Below are 20,066 nucleotides of genomic sequence, written 5' to 3' on the forward strand. Positions count from 1 at the left end.
CTCATTAGCCAAAACCAAGATGGCGAAGTCTGTGCTGGATGCAGGTTGGGCCATGCTGAAAACGATGCTGGATTATAAATGCGCTCACGCAGGTATTGTTTTCAAAGAAGTTGATGAGTCGTACACCACCCAAACCTGTTCGAGTTGTGGCAGTTTGCCCGATTCGAGGCCGAAAGGTATCGCAGGGCTTGGAATAAGAGAGTGGATCTGCAGTGCGTGTGGTGTCACGCACGACCGCGATGTGAATGCGGCCAGGAACATTCTTGCGGTCGGACATGGCCGTCTAGCTGTAGGAATCCCCCGCTATAATCAGCTTGCCTGATTTAGCGGAGGGAGGATGTCAAAACAAGCCAAAGACGCTGAACTCTCAGCGGGAGGCTGATAGAGTCGACCCGTAACACTTTCTTATCCGTTAAAACCAGATAAGAGAATCGATAAAAACTGTTTTTTCGAATATCAATTTCAGCCATCCTGTACTCGAACTCAGACGATGAGGTACAGGTTATGAAAACAATTCTGAAATACAAAGCCAGCCCCGATCAGTCTCAACTAACCCTGTCACTGCGTCCCGGCTTTAAGGTAGTACGCTTTGACTATGTTCTGACAGAGCAGTCTATCTATCTGTGGATTGAGCAGACATTACGTCCAGATGTATTGGAAGAAAGCGTAACCTTTAAGATCGCCCGCACAGCGGAACCTGTTGTGGATGAGATGCAATATCTGAGTACGGCCCTGGACCCTGTGGGAGGTGGTGAATGGCACCTGTATTACCAGCCAGAACCACAGCCAGACAGCCCTAAAGTTTCTCCTATTGCTGTAGCGGCTTAAATCACAAAAATATCTTCCGGCTGATGCCGGAAGATATCTCCTAACACCCTTCATCATTCGCTATCTTCTCCCTCTTTATCTGCCATTCCCGCTCTTCATCTTCCACTCTTTATCTTCTATTCTTCATCCGCCATCCCCCTGGATGACTAATAAAAGCCAACATACCAGCGTTATTTTGATCATCCTGACAATCATTGTCTCTATTGCGCTGAGTCTGCTTTGAAACTACAGCCTTGGGGCAACACTATGGTATTGTTATAACTGGTATAGATGATTGCCATAATCAATGTTCTGAGCTTTGGTATCCAGAATAATACTTTGTCCATTTAACGCCTGAATCTCACAGGATATTGCTGTGCGCCAGGGCTACCCCGGAGGAAACGGATGTTTTTTTCTCCTGTTGAGATGATTCCCCATAGCCAGCCAATCACCTTGGCGGATCATCATACAGTGCAAGAAGCCGCTCTATTGATGCACAGCCATAACCGGCATGCCATTCTGGTTACGGGGAAGCAGACTCTGTGTGTGTTGACCACCCGTAATCTGATCACTTTGCGCTTATCCCAGGTTGATTTCTCCTGTCCATTATCAGAGCTTTCCCTGCCTGCGGCTAACCGGGTTAACACTCAAAAGGCGGTGGCAGAAGCGGTTTCTTTGTTACAGAAAACCTCCGCTGAGCTGGTTTGCCTGCAGGATGAAGAGAACCAGCTTATTGGCACCACGGATTATTCTGACTTAGTCAGCTTTGTATTGAACACGCCACAGCTGGATGAACTGAGGCTGGAGCAGATCCACTCAACCAGTCACTACATAGAAATCCACCCGGAAGATAAGTTAAAAGATGCGGTCGTTAAAATGCAGGTGGCCGGGCATACTGCTTGCTTGGTAAGTGCGTCAGAGCAGCCCTCTGGCATTATTACACTGAGTGACTGTTTTGAGCCTTTTATTCTGCAGGCCTCACCAGAGGTTTGGGATCACCCTGTCAGAAGGTATATGACTGCGCCGGTTGTCAGTCTGCCATGTAGCACCAATCTTTATCAGGTGTTGAAAACACTGCAGGAGAACAAGCGTCAGAGACTCGCGATACAAGGTCCCCAGGGTAATATTGTGGGCCTGCTGCATCAAAAAGAAGTGGTCGCCCTGTTATTTGAGCACCAGCTGGAACAGCAGTATGAAAAAAGACTGGCTCAAACGGCTGAACGCCAGACCCGAGAGAATGAACAACGCTGGCGGGCTGTATTAGAAGGAACAGGACAAGGTGTCTGGGATTGGAGCGCCAAAACCAATGAGGTGTACTACTCCCCGTTGTGGAAATCGATGCTCGGCTTTGAAGAGGATGAGATCGGTAACTCACTGGAAGAGTGGAAGTCCCGCCTGCACCCGGACGATGCAGAAAAAACCTATCAGGATCTTCAACGCCATTTCAGTGGTGAAACACCGGTTTATGCCAATATTCATCGGGTACGCTGTAAAGACGGTCATTATAAGTGGATACGGGATATCGGTAAGATTTTCAGTACCGATGCACAGGGGAATCCGCTGCGGGTGATCGGCAGCCATACGGATATCACAGCGGAATACGAACAGAAGGAAACCCTGAGTCTGTTAGCAGAAAATACTCCGGGTATGATGTACCAGTATCGCCTGTATCCTGATGGGCGTGCCTGTATTACCTTCACTACTCAGGGTATAGAAGAGATCTATGGCGTAAGCGCCGACCAGGCCTGTGCTGATGCCTCTGTGATCTTCGAGCATCTGCACCCGGATGACCTGACCCAGGTGCAGCAAAGCATCCAGCAATCTGCCGAACAGCTGAGTGTCTGGGAGCAGGAATACCGCTATCTGCATCCGCAAAAAGGTGAGTGCTGGCTGGAAGGACGCGCTACACCCAGTCGCATGAGTGATGATTCCATCATTTGGAATGGCTATGTTTACGATATCAGTGAACGTAAACAGCAACAGCTTGCGCTGGAACAAGCTACCGCGGCAGCGGACGAGGCAAACCGGGCCAAATCGGACTTCCTGGCCAATATGAGCCATGAGATTCGCACCCCCATGAGCGGCATTATCGGTTTAAGTCAGATCAGTGAGAAAGAAAATGATGTTACGGTGCTCCATGAACGCCTGCAGAAAATTCACCGCTCCGGCAAGCTGCTGCTGGGTATCCTGAATGATGTGCTTGACCTGTCCAAGATCGAATCCGGCAAACTGGAGATCGATCCGCATCCGTTCTTTCTGGAAACCCTGCTGGATAATCTGAACAGTTTATTTGCTCTGCAAGCGGAGCAAAAGCAGCTGCAACTCACCTTTAACGTCGACAGCAAAGTGGCTGCCGCTTATATCGGTGATGAATTGCGTTTGCGCCAGGTATTGACCAACTTATTAGGCAATGCTCTGAAGTTTACCGAACAGGGCAGCGTCGAGCTTAGCGTACAATGCCTGCAACACAATACAGGTCAGCAACACAATACAGGTCAGCAATGTCTTCGCTTTGCTATCTCAGACACCGGGATTGGACTGAGTCAGGAACAGCAAGAGAAACTGTTTAAAGCCTTTAGTCAGGCGGAACGCTCCACCGAACGAAAACACGGTGGCTCCGGTCTGGGACTGGCCATTAGTCAACGTCTGGTTGATGCACTGCAAGGCGAGGGAATTCATGTGGTCAGTGAACCCGATAAAGGCTCCTGTTTTAGCTTTGAACTGCCACTGGAAACCTGTTCAGACCAACAGATTGCAGAATTAACGGAGGCACAACGCAGTGATAGCGCTCTGCGCGACCACCTGCGGGGAGCAGTTCTGCTGGTTGAGGATAATCCGATTAATCAGGAAGTTGCCAAAACTCAACTGGAAGAGTTGGGGTTGAGTGTGACCGTAGCGGATCATGGTCAACAGGCGCTTGATCTGATGGAGCAAAGCCCCTTTGATCTGGTGCTGATGGATATTCAGATGCCTGTTATGGACGGTTACACCGCCACTCAGGAGCTGAGAGCCCGAGGCAACGACCTTCCCATTATCGCCTTGACCGCTGCAGCTATGATCGAAGATCAGCAGCAAGCTCTGGCCGCCGGTATGAATGGTCATCTGGCGAAACCGATTGAACCGGAAGCCCTGTTCCAGACCCTGGCTCAGTGGCTGACAGCACCAGATGAAGACTCAGGGACAACAGATGTCACGAAGGCGAATACATCTGAGACAAATACATCTGAGGCCAATACAAAGGCCCCGGTTGCACCAGCAAGCAGCACACTAAAGAGTCCAACGCTAGCCAACGAAGCATCTGAGCCACCATGTATGTTTGATCCTGCCGAAGGTATTACCATGCTGGGTGGGCAAGAGCCTCTCTATCGTAAAGTACTGACTGAGTTTATCCGGCAGTTAAGTGAGGACTATGCTGACCTGCCGACACAAATCGAAGCCCTGAGTAGCGATAGCCCGCAAGAGGCCTTTGAAACTGCGCATCGTCAGACCCACAGTCTGAAAGGTGTGGCGGGTAATTTATGCCTGAAAGCCCTGACAACTCAGGCTGCGGCGCTGGACAAATCCCTTAAGCAACACCAACGGCCCGATAACCTGGTGCAGCAGGAGTTTAATTCGGTCCTGCTGCAAACCCGCCAGGAGATTGAGCGTTGGCTGGATCTCAAGGTAGATCAAGCGCCATCCAGCATCAATGTTCATGTAATGACTCCAGGTACAGGTCACTCTCAATTGATCGCCTCATTGCAACGGCTGCTGACTGATATTGAAAATAATCAGTTTATCGATGATCTGTATCTGGAAGAGCTGGGCACACAGTTGCAGCCATACTCAGAGCTCTGGCAAAGCGTGGTTGACGCGTTGGATCAGTTTGATTTTGATCAAGCCGCTCAAAATCTGTCACTGCTGCTAAAACAGCTGTTATAACCACCACTGGCGTTCTGGTGACGGGACAAGCAAACACCAAAAACGCCAAAAACGCCAACACCAGAATGATCACAACCAGGTCTTGCTAGGGATAAAACACGCATATGACCCCACAACACTTAGCCAAGCACGCCAAAAAAAAACGGTTAAAGCACCTTATGACGATATTCGGTCATCGAGCAAAACGATTGACCTGTCAAGCAAAACAGAAGGGTAAAAAAATTAAACCATTGGGCAATACGGTGCTTACCCTGCTATGCCTGAGCTTTACTACACCTCATATTGCACAAGCAGTTGAATTTGAAGAGGTATTCAATAACCAGGACGTACCTCTATTGTGGATAAACCCCAGAAATGGTCGTATTACCGAGGCTAACCAGGCTGCTGCTGATTTCTACGGCTATGATCTGGACACTCTGCAAAGCATGGGAATCCAACAGATCAATACCTTTGATGCCAAGCAAGTGAAAGAGGAGATGCAACGTGCCAGGGAAGCTGGTCGTAACTACTTTATTTTCCGCCATAAACTGGCCAACGATGAGATCCGTACCGTAGAGGTCTACTCCCACCCCTACGATAAAGGTGGGGAAAGACTACTATTGTCAATCATTCATGATATTACTCCTGGACGTAATCTGGATGAAAGTATGTGGCACTATCAGGAGCGTCTGGAAGAGCTGGTGGCGATTAAAACTAAAGAGGCTCAGGTTCAGAACAGAATGATCATCAATATGCTGGTCATCGGACTTATGCTCTCCTTTGGTGCTGCGGCTGCACTGGCTACCGTGATGCGTAAGCGTCGCAAGGCTGAACTGGAAAGTCAGCGCTTCAAGGCGATTGCCGAAAATGCGCTGTATGGCAATGCCATTTCAGATCTGGAGGGCAACGTTGTCTACGTGAACCCCTTCTTTGCAGAAGTCCACGGCTATAGCCCGGAAGAGCTGGTACAGCAAAACTTTATGCGGTTTCATAATGAAACCCAGCAGGACAGCATTATTGCGCTTTATCGCGCCGCGTTGGAAAAAGGTCATGTGTCACCGACTGAGATCTGGCACAGCCATAAGGATGGCCGGGAATTCCCAATGCTGATGAGCATCAGTGTTATGAAAGACGACAATGGAAAGCCCGCCTATTTTGCCACTGCCGCTCTGGATCTGACCAGGCAATACAACGAGCGTAAACAAACCGAGCAGGTACTGATCGAAGCGAAGCATAAGGCAGAAGCGGCCAGCCAGGCTAAATCCGACTTCCTGGCCAATATGAGCCATGAGATCCGTACACCTCTGAATGCAGTTATCGGTTTAAGCGAGTTCCAGCTCACCTCTTCGAAACTGCCTGCTGAGGTGTATGGCCACCTGCAGCAGATCCACCATTCCGGTCAGCTGCTATTGGGTATCGTCAATGACCTGCTCGATTTCTCTAAAATTGAAGCAGGTAAGATGGATGTTATCAGCGAACCCTTCAATCTGGATGATGTGATCAAACAACTGTCGACGTTATTCTCTTTAGCCAGTAGTGAAAAAGGCCTTGAGCTGATCCTGCATCTGCCCAGCTCAATGCCTCACTGGTATCAAGGAGATTTCCTGCGTTTGACTCAGGTGCTGACCAATCTGATGGCCAATGCCATTAAGTTTACCGAGCGCGGCCTGGTAGAACTGCAGATTGAAGCCAAAGAGGTGACAGAGCAATCGGCTAAGCTGCGTTTTAGCCTGAAAGATTCCGGTATCGGCATGACACCGGAACAACAGCAAAACCTGTTTAAAGCATTCACTCAGGCGGATAACTCCATTACCCGTCGTCATGGCGGTACTGGCCTGGGGCTCACTATCAGCCAGCAGTTGGTAGTGTTGATGGGTGGTGAGGGTATTCATCTGAACAGCCAACCGGGCCTGGGCAGTTGCTTTTACTTTGATCTGGAGCTACCCCGCGCAGTGCCAAAGGTGAATGAGCACCATCGTTCACCTTGTCTACAGACGCCCTGTCGCGCTCTGGTGGTGGATGATCAACCCATCGCCCGTGAAATTCTGCGTGAAATTCTGGAATCCTGGAAGTTTGAGGTTGAAGAAGCCGCTGATGGTGTTGAAGCTTTGGAGCAGGTTAAAAATGCCATCAATCAGGGGCAGTTCTACGATGTTATTCTGATGGATTGGGAGATGCCTCAGTTGGATGGCTTAAGCGCCATTCAGCTTATTCAGGCCTTTATTCGCGAGAAGGATATGGCGCATCAGTTACCAATGATGCTGATGGTATCGGCTCACGAGCGCTCGGAAATAGACCTCGATGAGATAGACGATGTGCAGTATCTGCCTAAACCGATTCACCGCTCTAATCTGTATGACGCGTTAAGCGAGTTGCATCAGAAATATGCTTCACCCAGCTCCGACGGCTCTGAACGCTTCTGCCAACAAAAGGTGCTGGTGGTCGAAGATAACCCAATCAATCAGCAGGTGGTTAAGGCTCAGCTGGAACAGATGAACCTGCAGATCTCACTGGCTGATAATGGTCGCCTGGGCGTAGAAGCCGTACAGGCAGGAGACTTTGATCTGGTTCTGATGGATATTCAGATGCCCGAGATGGATGGTTATCAGGCCACGCAGGAGATTCGCCACTTTAACCAAAACCTGCCTATTATCGCTTTGACTGCGGCGGCTCTGTTTGAAGACAGAACCAAAGCATTGGAAGCGGGTATGAATGACCATCTGGGTAAACCCTTTACCGCGAAGCAGCTGTTTGATCATCTGCGTCCGTGGCTGAAAACGGAATGCGGCCACTGGAACGCCAGTCCAATGAGGGATAAGCCGGGCTTCTCTGGCAGCAACACAGAGATATCTGCCACTCAAAAAGAGAACTCGCGCGCGTTGCTGAAAAACCAACCTCACGGTAATAGCGTACCTCGCTTGACACCAAAGCAATCAGGCGGTGCGGCTCTGGGTCAACAGGCGATGCCAGCACTGGAGAAAAAGCGTACCCTACTGATCGTGGACGATATGATCGCCAATGTGAAGGTGCTGGCTAATCTCTTGAAAGATGAGTACGTCATTCAGGTTGCCAGTAAGGGGCAAAAAGCCCTGGAAATTGCACAAAGTGATAATCCACCGGATCTGATTCTGCTGGATATTATGATGCCGGATATCGACGGCTATGAGGTGTGTCGCCAACTGAAAGAAAACCCGAAAACCAGTCGTATTCCGCTGATTTTTGTCAGCGCACTGGATGAGGTTAGCGACGAGGCCCGGGGCCTGAAACTTGGTGCGGTAGACTATATTACCAAACCCTACCACCCGGATATCGTCAAAGCCCGTGTGCGAAGCCATATGAGTCTGAAGATCAAAACAGACTTGCTGGAAGAGATGTCTCATATCGATGGCCTGACCAAGGTTGCCAACCGTCGTTACTTTGATACTGTGCTGGAGAGCGAGCTATGCGAGCTTAAAGGCAGTCAAAAGCCGCTGGGTCTGATCATGCTGGATATCGACCATTTCAAAGCATTTAACGACAATTATGGTCACGGTAAAGGGGATGAGTGCCTGGCCCGGGTTGCCAGCGTATTGAAACTACAGGTCAATCGCCCCGGGGATCTGTTTGCCCGTTATGGTGGTGAGGAGTTTATCGCCGTACTGCCGGAGACCGATGCCAGAGGTGTGCAAAAGGTGGCCGAAGAGATGCGTCAGGCGGTGGAGAAGCTACAGATCGGCCACGAATACTCTAAGGTCGCAGAGGTCGTGACTATCAGCCTGGGTTGCATCTCGCAGCCTGTTGCAGATATGTCTGTCAAAGAGCTGCTGTGCAAGGTCGATGATGCCCTCTATCAGGCTAAAGACCAGGGACGTAATCAGGTCGTCTTTCTGGGCGAATGACCATATGTGCGCCGTATGATAAACACCGCTCAAGCCTGGCTTGAGCGGTTAAGCTCATGAATTAAGCTATCCTTGCCGGTAGCGGCTATATAATCCAGAAAGGTGCGTGCGATTACCGACAAAGGTTTGGCGGATAAGTTAGCCAGATACCAGTGGGTCATAATCGGCAGTTCCTGTACATCCAACTTAGCTAACCCTGAGCTGCCACCAAAGGTCAGGGTATGTTCCGATAACACGGATACCCCAAGACCCGACATCACCGAGTGCTTAATGGCCTCATTGCTTTCAATAATCATCCGGGTATTGGGTTTAACCCCCTGCTGCTCAAAGTGCTTTTCAATAGCATGACGAGTGCCTGAGCCGCTTTCCCTCATTAAAAAAGGCTGATTTAAAAAGGTTTGTAACGGAATCTTCTTTTTACCGGCCAGGGGGTGCTCCGGCTGTACTATCGCTACCAGTGGGTTAGGGAGAAACTCATACAATTCAAGAGCCTGATCTTTAGGCGGATGGCTAAAGACATAGAAATCATCTTCACCTGAGGCCATACGGTCAATAATCTGCTGACGGTTACCCACCTTAAAATCGATATCAATATCCGGATAAAGTTTAAGAAATTCACCTAACAGATGGGGGATAAAATACTTCGCCGTGGTCACTACAGCAAGCTTCAAGGTGCCCGTCTTAAGTCCTTGTAAATCATAGAGCTTCATCTCCAGACGTTCGATTGTATCTATCGTATCCCGGGCACTTTTCACCACTTCAAGACCGGCTTCGGTAAACACCAGTTTTCGCCCTAACTGATGATAGAGCGGAGTACCGACGGCCTCGGCCAGCTTTTTTAGCTGCATGGATACCGTCGGCTGAGTGAGAAATAAACGGTTTGCGGCTTCCGTAATCGAGCCTGCACTGTGTACTGCCAGTAAGATCTCTAATTGACGAAAGGTGCCAATACGGGCATGGAGTCTGGCCATGGGATTTTTACCTGTTTTGTATTCTTTTTCTCTGGTTTCTACCTGACTTCTATCGGTCTCTATTTGACCGCTTTCTAATTTTTCTTTTCAGACTGCTCTGATTAGGCGTGTCCAAAAGTATAGATAAAAGTCTATATAAAACATAATTAATCTCGATTTCAATCTATATCACTTAATGTGGATAATCCTTCCCCAACAACGATGGTTGCAGCCTGGTATTCCGATTCATCTCTCAGCCATCAATCTTTATAACCGGTAAGCTATCTGGAGACCTATCATGGGTAATAAATCCTTGTACTTTGAACTCTTTGCCATCGCCTTTCTGTTGATAGCAGGCAGTGTGTTGTTAATGTCAGGTTTACCGGGGTGGGGCTTAATTACTATTGCCGGTATTCTGTCGGCACTGTCCTTTGGCTTAAGAAAAACCGCTGCACATACCTCAACCAATACCTCGGCAAACGAGCAGGCTGCTAGCGCTATGTCTTCCAACACCCAGGTTTCTCATTCTTTAACTTCAGAAGCGGCCTAAGGGGAGTCATACGATGCAATTAGATGTCGTTGCCGCCTTTTTTATTATGGGGGCCTGTGCACAACTGCTCAAAGCACCGATCAAGATGCCAAAAGGGCTTTACCAGAGTCTGACCTTGTTCTTGCTGATCGCTATTGGCTTAAAGGGCGGTATCGCACTGGGTCAGTATGGCAATATCGAACTGCTGTGGCAGTCACTGATGATTATCGGTTTTGGTGCTTTACTGCCCTTGTTTGCCTTCCCGGTGCTATGGAAAATCGGCGGTTTAAACCGCACTGATTCCGCTTCTATCGCGGCCCATTACGGCTCGGTCAGTATCGCTACGTTTGCTGTTGCTCTGGCAGTACTGGAAGCAAAAGAGATCAGCTATGAGCCCTACTTCCCGTTGTTTGTAGCGCTGCTGGAGATTCCAGCGATTGCTGTGGGTATCTGGCTGGCTCGAAGTAAGGGTGAAGCACTGGATGTAAAAAAGGTGTTGCACGAGATCTTTTTGAATCAGGGGGTGTTGCTACTGACCGGTGCTTTATTGGTCGGCTGGTGGGCCGGTGACCAGACCCAGAAACTGATGCCTTTCTTTGGTAATCTGTTCTACGGAGTACTGGCACTGTTCCTACTGGAGATGGGGCGCGTCGCGATGTCCCGTATCAATCTGTTGAAAGAGTACGGTTCCTTTATCGCCAGCTTTGGTGTTGTGATGCCATTGTTTGGTGCGGCAATGGGCGCACTGTTTGCGCAGCTCCTTGGCCTATCCGCAGGTGGCACCATATTGCTGGCAACACTGGGTGGTAGTGCCTCTTATATCGCTGTACCTGCAGCCATGGCTGTCGCTTTGCCAAGTGCCAATCATAGTTTATCGATCACATCATCACTCACAGTTACGTTCCCATTTAATGTTCTGGTGGGTATTCCGCTGTACAGCACCCTGATTGTTGAGCTGATGGCCTAAACCGCTTCTTATCTCTGTTTTGCTTCAGGGCTTATTGCTCTGAAGCAAAACCGTGTCAGCTCACCCCGTTTTATGACGTTGTGTATTGTTTGATAAGTTTGAGAAAAAGAGGAGTAATAAAGTGCACGGAGCTAAACCTCTTCATAAATGGCATAAAACTTCTGTGCTTCACCAATGGTTTCCCAGGTGCCCTGATAACCCGCGGGTATGACAAAAGCATCACCGGCATTGATCTCTTCAGAGACACCCTCTGCATCGGTCAGAATTGCTTTGCCCTTGATTAGGTAGCAAAACTCATCTTCGGTGTAGTTCAGCGCCCATTTACCTTCGGTGGAAGACCAGACTCCGCAGAAGAAGTTTTCTTTTTCATTGGTAAAAAGATTCTCCAACACCTCTTTGGGTGCCCCCGCCAATACACGCTCGGGGTTAATCGGTGTGGGTTCGCCTGCATCGGCTGCAGGAGTAATACGTTTCAGTTTTGTCATTGTAAACCTCCGTTCAGAAATCAAATTCCCATAGGGATGTGGTAGATAACAGAGGCAGTTTTTCAGACAGGCTGACAGGCTATTTCTGCTTAGCATTAATAATAGGGCTTAGCATTAATGATAGGGCTTAGCATTAATAATAGGGCTTAGCATTAATAATAAGGCTTCGCTACTCTAATAAAACTAAGCGTGCTCCATCGAGCTTAGCGTTATTCGAGGCGCTTAACGGTCTACTTCAGGTTGTTGTTGATGGCGTTCCAGTAAGCTGTACAACATAAACTTTAGATCTGCTAGGGTACGACGTGCCCGTTCGCCTTTTTGGTTAACCACAACCAGGAAAGTACTGTGACTGACTTCCAGGTAAACCCGCCCCAGCCGTTCCCGTTCTTTCAGGTGGCGTTTGATTCCCATACGCTTAAAGAGGCTGGCCATATGTGAGATCACCATCTCATCGTGGCGAATATCCAGCTCTTTGAGTTCAGGCACAGAAAACATTGCCTGCACTAATGTCAGTACGGCTTTTTGGCGCTTATAGACCTTAAGGTTCAGCTTCAGCATCTCATCCAGCAGGGCGTCAAGCTCCATCTCCTCAACAGGCAAGGCGGTCATTTGCCCCATCACCTGTTCCACGTCGTTCAGCCAATTTTGAGCCATGGCATACAAAATCGCATGCTTGTTGGGAAAATAGTGATACAGAGAACCGACTGAAATCCCCACTTCCTTGGCGATTAGAATGGTACTCAAATCATCTAAACCGACTTTTTCAAGCAGTTCGCCAGTCACGTCAAGAATCTCTTTGGAGCGTTTTCTTGAACGCCCCTGTACTGGCGCTGTTCTGGGGCTTAAGTCCTGCTTAGTCCGTTTTTCCAACACATCTGATGACGCGTTTTTTTTCTGCTCTTTACCCTGCATTGACGTCCAATCCGAAAGCCTGAAAAACTGCCATTATAATGTAAAAGTATTTTCAGGCTTAGAAAAAACGATCCCGCATTGAGTAATACAGCATGCCGGTAACCAGACCTGGCCAACGTAGCAGAGTACCGCCAGGGAAGGTCGGTGTGGGCATCCTGGCAAAAGTATCAAATCTCTCAGCGCTACCGCTTAGCGCCTCCGCCATCAGTTTGCCGCCGAGGGTCGCTAAAGCGACACCATGGCCAGAGTACCCCTGGGCAACAAACAGGTTGTCCTCAATGCGGTCAAAGAATGGCATACGATTCATGGTAATCGCCAGCGTACCGCCCCAGCCGTAATCAATGCGCAGGTCTTTTAGCTCTGGATAGAACTCCAGCATATACTTGCGCACAAAATTAGGAATATCTTTGGGGAAGCTGGAGGTGTAGTTTTCACCACCGCCCCATAGCAAGCGATTATCCCCTGACAGCTTGAAGTAGTTGATCACAAAGCGAGAGTCGGCTACTGCTACGTCGTCTCGGTTGATCCGGCGACACATCTCTTCACTTAAGGGTTCAGTCGCTAGGATAAAGTTATTAATGGGCATAATCTTACCCGCGACCCGGGGCTCCAGTTTCCCCAGATAACCGTTACAGGCGAGCAAGATGTATTTTGTATTAACCCGACCGCTCTCGGTAATCACATGAGCGTTTTGTCCTGTTTGATAGCTCTGAACGCGGGTGTCTTCATAAATTGCTACACCGGCCTTTTCGGCCGCAGCGGCCAGACCCAAGGCATAATTGAGAGGGTGTAAGTGTGCCCCCCGTGTCCAATATTCACCCGCAGAGTAACGATCTGTACCCAGCATGTCGGCGACCTCAGACGGTTCAACATATTGGATATCCTGATAGTCCAGTACCTTGTGTTTGTACTCAACAGATTCTTTAAACTCATCATTGTGTTTGGTTTTGGCAGCAACATGCAGTACACCCTGTTTCAAATCGCATTGGATCTGGTGTTTCGCAATCAGGTCTTTAACCAAATCAACCGACTCAAGAGACATCTGCCACAATGCATCCGCATTTTGTTTACCCACCTTACGGACCATATCGGCATGATCCATATTGTGCCCCTGGCAGACCTGACCACCGTTACGACCAGACGCTCCCCAGCCCACCTTCTCAGCTTCCAATAAGCTAACACTGTAACCTTTTTCAGCCAGATGGAGAGCTGCGGAGAGACCGGTATAGCCGGCACCGATCACACAAATATCGGTGCTGATCTCTCCCTGTAGCTCCGGGTAGTCCTGTTTTGCATTCGCGGAAGCCGCGTAATAGGACGCTTCATACCCTTTTAAACTCATTTGCCCTCCAAAAGATCCAAGGTGCTGTTCTTGTTAAAATGCTTAAAGCTTCATTTATGAGGAGAAAAGCACTCATTGATTGATGTTTAAACCGAATGATAATTCTGGTTGGTGTGCTTTTCAAGTCAGTATTTATCGTTGTTGATATAACTTTTTGTTGATTTGGTTTTTGTCATGGCATAATCTTTAAAACCGAATTATGATTCAGTTTGAAGGGTTATTGTATCCAGGTGAATCGAACCATCATTCGACTTAATGGTTCCTGGTCGAGCCGATTTCTGGAACCGCATCTAAAACCGTCTTTCCTGGTAAAAAGCCTATCAGCAGGCTAAAGCTTAAATACGTCATGCAACATCAGACGTGTGATATTGACTGAGCAACAGCTCAGCAAAGGTGAGACGAAACGCAAAAATCAAATAGGTGATTTATGGAAGCCGTGGCAAGCTTTCTCAAAGAGAACGCCATTACAGAGGTAGAGTCCACCTTAGCGGACATGACAGGTAATGCCCGAGGAAAATTCTACCCAACTAAAAAGTTTCTGGCCGAAAAAGGGGGCAAAATTCCAGAGAGCCTGTTGGTACAAACCGTCAACGGTGAGTGGGCCGATAACCACTATGACATCGTTGATCCAACAGATAAAGATATGGTGCTTGAGCCTGACCCAGAAACTCTTCGCCTAGTCCCCTGGGCTGAGGAGCCCACGGCTCTTGTGATCAATGACTGCTATACCAGTGACGGTGAGTTACATCCGTTATCCAGCCGTTCTGTATTGCGTCGTGTGCTGGAGTTATATGAGAAAGAGGGGTTAAAGCCCGTTATTGCACCAGAAGTTGAGTTCTATCTGGTCCAAAAAAATATCGACCCGGACTACGAGTTAAAACCAGCCACTGGTCGCTCTGGGCGAAGGGAAACGGCACGCCAATCTTACAGTATTGATGCTGTGAATGAGTTCAACCCGGTTATTGATACCCTCTATAGTTACTGTGATGAGCTAAAGCTGGATGTTGATACCCTGATTCATGAATCCGGTGCCGCTCAGATGGAGATTAATTTCCTGCACGGGGACGCCCTAAGCCTGGCTGATCAGGTGTTTGTGTTTAAGCGCGCACTGCGTGAAACGGCATTGAAGCACGGTATGTACGCCACCTTTATGGCAAAACCAATGCAGAATGAGCCGGGCAGTTCTATGCATATCCATCAGAGCCTGATCGATATCAATACCGGCAAAAATATCTTTGCAGGTGAGAAAGAAGGTGAGTTTACAGAGGCCTTCTACCACTATATTGGTGGCCTGCAAAAGTATACGCCCAACGCAATCTCCTTCTATGCGCCTAATGTAAACTCCTATCGCCGCTTTGCGCCTGAAATAGCAGCCCCCATTAACTTTGACTGGGGTATTGATAATCGCACAGCAGGTCTACGTGTGCCGGAAGCCCCTTTGGCAGCCACTCGTTTGGAAAACCGCTTCCCAGGTGCCGATTGCAACCCCTATCTGGCGATTGCTGCAAGCCTGGCCTGTGGTTACCTCGGTATGAAAGCCGGTATTAAACCTTCTGAGCCTTCGGCCGGTATTACCGCTGAAGAAGGTGACCCTGTTGAAGTTGCACGCTCGCTGGAAGAAGCCCTGAGGCTACTGGAAGACTGCCCAGAGCTGCAAGATATTCTGGGCAAGCGCTTTATCGAAGCTTATGTCGGAGTAAAGCGTGCCGAGTTTGAGACCTTTAATCGGGTGATCAGCTCCTGGGAACGTGAATTCCTGTTGCTGACTGTCTGATATTTTTCCACAACCCGCATCCAATGAGATTGTCGCTACCACGACCGCTTTTGTGGTAGCGATGCATTTTTATATCCGCGATAAACATAGATGAGAGACCACAACAATGAGAAAAGCTATGTCATCCCGTTTAAAAACGTTGGCAGCCGCAACGGCTTTAAGCGTCGCCTCCTGGGCACCCAGTATTTATGCACAGGAAGTACTGAACTTTTATAACTGGTCGGATTATATCGGTGAAGAAACCATCGCCCGTTTTGAGAAAGAGACGGGGATTAAGGTGAACTACGATGTTTACGACAGTAATGAAACTCTGGAAGCGAAACTGCTCGCGGGGAACTCCGGCTATGACTTAGTCGTACCCAGCTCTCATTTTATGTCATTGCAGATTAAAGCCGGTATTTTCCAGCAACTGGATAAGTCCTTACTGCCGAATATAAGCAATATGGACCCTAAACTGATGACCATGTTAGAAAGTAAAGACCCCGGTAATCAGTACGGCATTCCTTATCTTTGGGGCACAACGGGTATTGGTTATAACCCTAAGCAGGTCGCTGAAGTACTGGGCGAGGATGCACCTGTCGATAGCTGGGAGCTTATTTTTAATCCTAAATATATGGAAAAACTGGCGAAGTGCGGCGTGACCTTCCTGGATTCGCCGGATGAGATGTATCCATTTGCCCTTATGTATAACGGCGAAGATCCTAAGGCAAATAAGCGTAAATACTTCAAATCCAATAGTCCGGCAACCAAAACCTTAAAAGAGGTTCGCCCCTATGTGAAACAGTTTACCTCATCTCAATACACCAATGACCTGGCTAACGGCGATACTTGTGTTGCGGTCGGTTTTTCTGGTGATGTCTTCCAGGCTGCGGCCCGTGCAGAAGAGGCCGGTAATGGAATTGAAGTGGTTTACAGCATTCCGAAGGAAGGCAGCGAGATGTGGTTTGATATGTTGCTGATTCCAGCAGATGCCAAGAATGCCACCAATGCCCACAAACTGATCAACTTTCTAATGCGCCCCGAAATTATTGCGGAAATTACCGACTACGTTTGGTACGCCAATCCAAACCCGGCTGCGAACGCGTTGATTGACCCTGAAATTGCGAATGATCCCGCAATTTACCCAACAGCAGCGGTACGCAATAATTTATTTATCAACACGCAAGTCCCTCCTAAGGTTGCGAAAGTACGTAATCGTACCTGGACAGAGATCAAATCAGGCCGCTAAAAGCAGCAATAGCAGATGGCTTAGTCTGCTATCAATACAGACGATGCTCAGCCAGATCAACGAGGCGCTTTCAGTTTGAGGGAAGTGCCTCGTTGCGGCTCTGGCCATCATCAAAATAACCATTCAATTTTCTGAACCTATCATGAGCACACAAGAAACGATTAACTGGGCGGCGAAAGCGGTTGAGATCACTTTTCCAACCCAGGCCATTATTAATGGTAAAAGCGTAGATTCTGTTTCAGGCAAGACGGCCACGGTTTTTAATCCAGCGACAGGAAAAGCGTTAGCTCAGGTTGCTGATTGCACTCCCGATGATGCCGATATCGCTGTGGGATATGCCCGTGCAAGCTATGAGTCTGGTGTTTGGTCTCAGCAATCCCCTCAGGCGCGTAAAAAAGTCCTGTTGCGTTGGGTTGAACTGATTGAAGAGCACGCCGATGAGTTAGCTCTGTTGGAATCCCTTAATGCAGGTAAACCGATCAGCGACACCTGTAATGTGGATATTCCAGGGGCTATCACTACTCTACGCTGGACCGCTGAAGCGATTGATAAGGTTTACGATGAGATCGCACCAACTGCCCCTAATACCCTGGCGCTGATCAACCGTATGCCATTGGGTATCGTTCTGGCCATCGTGCCGTGGAACTTCCCGCTATCGACAACCGCCTGGAAGCTAGCCCCCTCTTTGGCGACTGGTAACTCCGTTATCCTGAAACCAGACCCTAAAACGCCGTTTACTGCACTGCGGATTGCTCAGTTGGCGATTGAAGCGGGTTTGCCGGACGGTGTACTCCAGGTACTACCCGGTGATGGTGCCAACCTGGGAAAACACTTGTCCCTGCACCCGGATATTGATGGCCAGACCTTTACCGGCTCTACCGCTGTGGGTAAGTTGCTCACCGAATACTCTGCCAAATCCAACCTTAAGCGCACCTTCCTGGAACTGGGCGGTAAGAGTGCCAATATTGTTTTTGCTGATGCGGATCTGGATAAAGCGGCTGAGATGGCTGCTGTAGCGGGTTTCTATAACTCCGGGCAGACCTGTACCGCAGGCACCCGCTTGCTGATTGAAGAATCCATCTACGATGAGTTCCTGGAAAAAGTGGCACACTATACCCGTCAATGGGTGCCTGCCGATCCTTTGGACCCCGGCAGTAATATGGGGCCAGTGATCGATCAACGTCAGCTGGATACTATTCAGAGCTATATCAAAATTGGCCTGGAAGAGGGAGCTAGATTGCTGTGTGGGGGTAACGTGGTGGCCTCAGAGCAGGGGGGCTTCTTCCATGAGCCGACGGTTTTCGCTGATGTAAATAACGATATGCGTATTGCCAGGGAAGAGATTTTCGGCCCTGTTGTTTCAGCCATTCCTTTTAAGGATGTGGACGATGCCATCCGTATTGCCAATGACTCCCCTTATGGCCTGGCCGGTGCCGTATGGAGTCGCAATATTAATACCGCGCACAAGGTGGCAGCGGCGGTACGTACGGGCACCATGGGTGTGAATAACTATTTTGGTGGTGATATTACGGTGCCCTTTGGCGGCTTTAAAGAGTCTGGCAATGGGCGGGATAAATCCCTGCATGCGATGCATGATTATACCGAGCTTAAAACGATCTGGATTGAGCTGGATTGAGCTGGATTGAGCTGGATTGAGCTGGATTGAGCCGGATAAAACCGTTTAAGCTGATACACTACTGCTCTAAGTCCCTACAGGGTTAAAAGGGCCAAGAGTTACCATAACAATGACATTGATACATTGAAAAACTGTGCCCTCGCGATCGGGTAAAGAAGCCCAATGACAAAGGCCAGCACATGCTATGAGCGGAGCTGGCCTTTTTGTTCTCAAAAATTGTGTACAGTTCAGGTTACTTTAGTCAAAACTAGAGCCTTGACGGATCAACTTGTCTATTACTGAACGTATTATCGTTCCCCCATCGTTCAATCACTTCTACAAAATGACTGAGGAAAAGATTGGTCTGATAGGCATCCAGTGCTCTGTGGTCGATACTTAGCGAGACATAACATTTAGGCCGTACCTCAATTACATCCTCACCATCAATCTCTTCCACCACCGCACGTTTCTCCAGCTTGCCGATACCTAAAATCGCCACTTGAGGTTGATTGATAATGATAGGTGCTGCAAACAGGCTACCGCTGACACCGTGATTCGAGATGGTAAAGGTGCCACCTTTCAGGTCGGTGGGTGTCAACTTACCCGCACGGGCCTTATCGGTTTGTTGCTGCAAGGCCGAGGCGACCTGAAACAAATTCTTTTGCTGCACCTGCCTGATCACTGGCACGACTAACCCCTCATCCCCCAAAGCGGTGCCAATACCGATATTGATATCCTCGAAAATCTCCAAAGCATCGTCATGGAAGCAGGCATTTACCTGAGGCACCTTAGTGATAGCCTTAGCTGCTGCAATCAGGAAATAAGCGGTAAAGGTCAGTTTAATCCCCGCTTCCATAAAGCCCAGCTTGCATTGGTTACGATGTTTAATCACCTGTGTCATATCCATCTCAAACACACTGGTAACATGGGGGGATATATTCAACAGGCTATCGACCATATGATGGGCAATGGCTTTACGCATAGTGCTATGAGGCACCAGTCGGCTTGCCCCTATGCTTGCAACCTTGCTCATATCGTCACCTGGCTCTATCACCTTCACCTGAGTTGGGGTACTGGCAACCGGTACTGCCACTGCGTCCAAATCATCGTTTTGATGAGCCCCGCCTTCCGCAATAAAGGCCAGCACATCATCCCGTGTCACACGACCACCACGGCCACTGCCTTCAATCAGATTGATATCCAGTTGATGCTCTTTTAATAAGCGCCTGACCGCAGGCCCTACCAAATGCCGGGCATTGCCCTGAAAATGACCTGAAGGGTGTGGGTTATGGTCTGCACCCTGGCCTGGATAAGCGACAGCCTGAGCATGCAGGCTATGGTATTCAGAGCCGGGTAAAGCACTGGCCTGCCGTGAGCTGGGCTCAACGTTTTGCACCAGCTGATGCACCTCGGCGATTCTATCTTCAGCCAGATCCATTGCGAGTGTTCCCAACACATCCCCTTCAGCAACGTCAGCTCCGGGCTGCGCCGTAATGGTTTCAACGATACCGCTTTCCTCTGCGCAGATCTCCATGGTGACCTTATCGGTCTCCAGCTCCAGCAGTGGCATCCCCTTGCTGACTTCTTCACCTTCCGAGACCAGCCAGTGCAGCACTTTCGCTGTCGTCCCCTCCAAGGTATCCACCGGGAGGGTAATATTAATTGCTTCACTCATGATT

The 20,066-nt window shown here is 49.0% G+C and carries 14 protein-coding genes; 9 read left to right on the top strand and 5 right to left on the bottom strand.

Features of this window, described 5'->3' with window-relative positions:
* From H579_RS23720 to H579_RS27505, 4 genes are all read left to right on the top strand, one after another.
* On the top strand, window positions 1-322 hold a 322-nt coding region (locus H579_RS23720; RefSeq protein ID WP_036564981.1), incomplete at its 5' end, for an RNA-guided endonuclease InsQ/TnpB family protein.
* Window positions 323-504: 182 nt separating this feature from the next.
* Window positions 505-828 (top strand): DUF7352 domain-containing protein, encoded by a 324-nt coding sequence (locus tag H579_RS0100790; protein WP_028299075.1) that lies wholly within the window; start codon window positions 505-507, stop codon window positions 826-828.
* Between the two features lie 384 nt (window positions 829-1,212).
* Complete coding sequence (locus H579_RS0100795; protein WP_028299076.1) at window positions 1,213-4,728, top strand: PAS domain-containing protein; 3,516 nt, start codon at window positions 1,213-1,215, stop codon at window positions 4,726-4,728.
* 188 nt (window positions 4,729-4,916) lie between these two features.
* Entirely contained in the window at window positions 4,917-8,585 is a 3,669-nt protein-coding gene (locus H579_RS27505) for a response regulator (RefSeq protein ID WP_051227188.1), read from the top strand.
* Window positions 8,586-8,614: 29 nt separating this feature from the next.
* Here H579_RS27505 and H579_RS0100805 read toward each other — a convergent pair whose 3' ends face one another.
* On the bottom strand, window positions 8,615-9,556 hold the full coding sequence (locus H579_RS0100805; protein ID WP_028299077.1) for a LysR family transcriptional regulator: 942 nt from the start codon (window positions 9,554-9,556) through the stop codon (window positions 8,615-8,617).
* Between the two features lie 277 nt (window positions 9,557-9,833).
* On the opposite strand from H579_RS0100805, the gene H579_RS0100810 reads away from it, so the two are divergent.
* Together H579_RS0100810 and H579_RS0100815 are read left to right on the top strand one after the other, a co-directional pair.
* A complete protein-coding gene (locus H579_RS0100810) occupies window positions 9,834-10,085 on the top strand; it encodes a hypothetical protein (protein WP_028299078.1) in 252 nt (83 codons plus the stop codon).
* A gap of 13 nt (window positions 10,086-10,098) precedes the next feature.
* Window positions 10,099-11,031 carry a sodium-dependent bicarbonate transport family permease gene (locus tag H579_RS0100815; protein ID WP_028299079.1) on the top strand — a complete coding sequence of 311 codons (933 nt, stop codon included), beginning with the start codon at window positions 10,099-10,101 and terminating at the stop codon, window positions 11,029-11,031.
* Window positions 11,032-11,162: 131 nt separating this feature from the next.
* On the opposite strand, the gene H579_RS0100820 is transcribed toward H579_RS0100815, so the two are convergent.
* The 3 genes from H579_RS0100820 to H579_RS0100830 all read right to left on the bottom strand — a co-directional run bounded on the left by H579_RS0100820 (window position 11,163) and on the right by H579_RS0100830 (window position 13,770).
* Window positions 11,163-11,516, bottom strand: a complete 354-nt coding sequence (locus tag H579_RS0100820) for a cupin domain-containing protein (protein ID WP_036564983.1) — start codon at window positions 11,514-11,516, stop codon at window positions 11,163-11,165.
* Window positions 11,517-11,738: 222 nt separating this feature from the next.
* The gene (locus H579_RS0100825) at window positions 11,739-12,428 is read right to left on the bottom strand and encodes a TetR/AcrR family transcriptional regulator (protein ID WP_051227189.1); all 690 of its coding nucleotides are present in this window, start codon (window positions 12,426-12,428) and stop codon (window positions 11,739-11,741) included.
* A 58-nt stretch (window positions 12,429-12,486) separates the two neighbouring features.
* Window positions 12,487-13,770: an NAD(P)/FAD-dependent oxidoreductase gene (locus tag H579_RS0100830; protein WP_028299082.1), complete on the bottom strand. Its 1,284-nt coding sequence runs from the start codon at window positions 13,768-13,770 to the stop codon at window positions 12,487-12,489.
* Between the two features lie 427 nt (window positions 13,771-14,197).
* On the opposite strand from H579_RS0100830, the gene H579_RS0100835 reads away from it, so the two are divergent.
* From H579_RS0100835 to H579_RS0100850, 3 genes are all read left to right on the top strand, one after another.
* On the top strand, window positions 14,198-15,544 hold the full coding sequence (locus H579_RS0100835; protein ID WP_028299083.1) for a glutamine synthetase family protein: 1,347 nt from the start codon (window positions 14,198-14,200) through the stop codon (window positions 15,542-15,544).
* Between the two features lie 118 nt (window positions 15,545-15,662).
* On the top strand, window positions 15,663-16,772 hold the full coding sequence (locus H579_RS0100840) for a polyamine ABC transporter substrate-binding protein (protein WP_036564985.1): 1,110 nt from the start codon (window positions 15,663-15,665) through the stop codon (window positions 16,770-16,772).
* Between the two features lie 142 nt (window positions 16,773-16,914).
* Window positions 16,915-18,408 (top strand): aldehyde dehydrogenase, encoded by a 1,494-nt coding sequence (locus tag H579_RS0100850; RefSeq protein ID WP_028299085.1) that lies wholly within the window; start codon window positions 16,915-16,917, stop codon window positions 18,406-18,408.
* Window positions 18,409-18,655: 247 nt separating this feature from the next.
* On the opposite strand, the gene H579_RS23730 is transcribed toward H579_RS0100850, so the two are convergent.
* Entirely contained in the window at window positions 18,656-20,062 is a 1,407-nt protein-coding gene (locus H579_RS23730; RefSeq protein ID WP_051227190.1) for a dihydrolipoamide acetyltransferase family protein, read from the bottom strand.
* Window positions 20,063-20,066 lie beyond the last annotated feature (4 nt).

Source organism: Oceanospirillum beijerinckii DSM 7166 (assembly GCF_000422425.1).
Classification (GTDB): domain Bacteria; phylum Pseudomonadota; class Gammaproteobacteria; order Pseudomonadales; family Halomonadaceae; genus Oceanospirillum; species Oceanospirillum beijerinckii.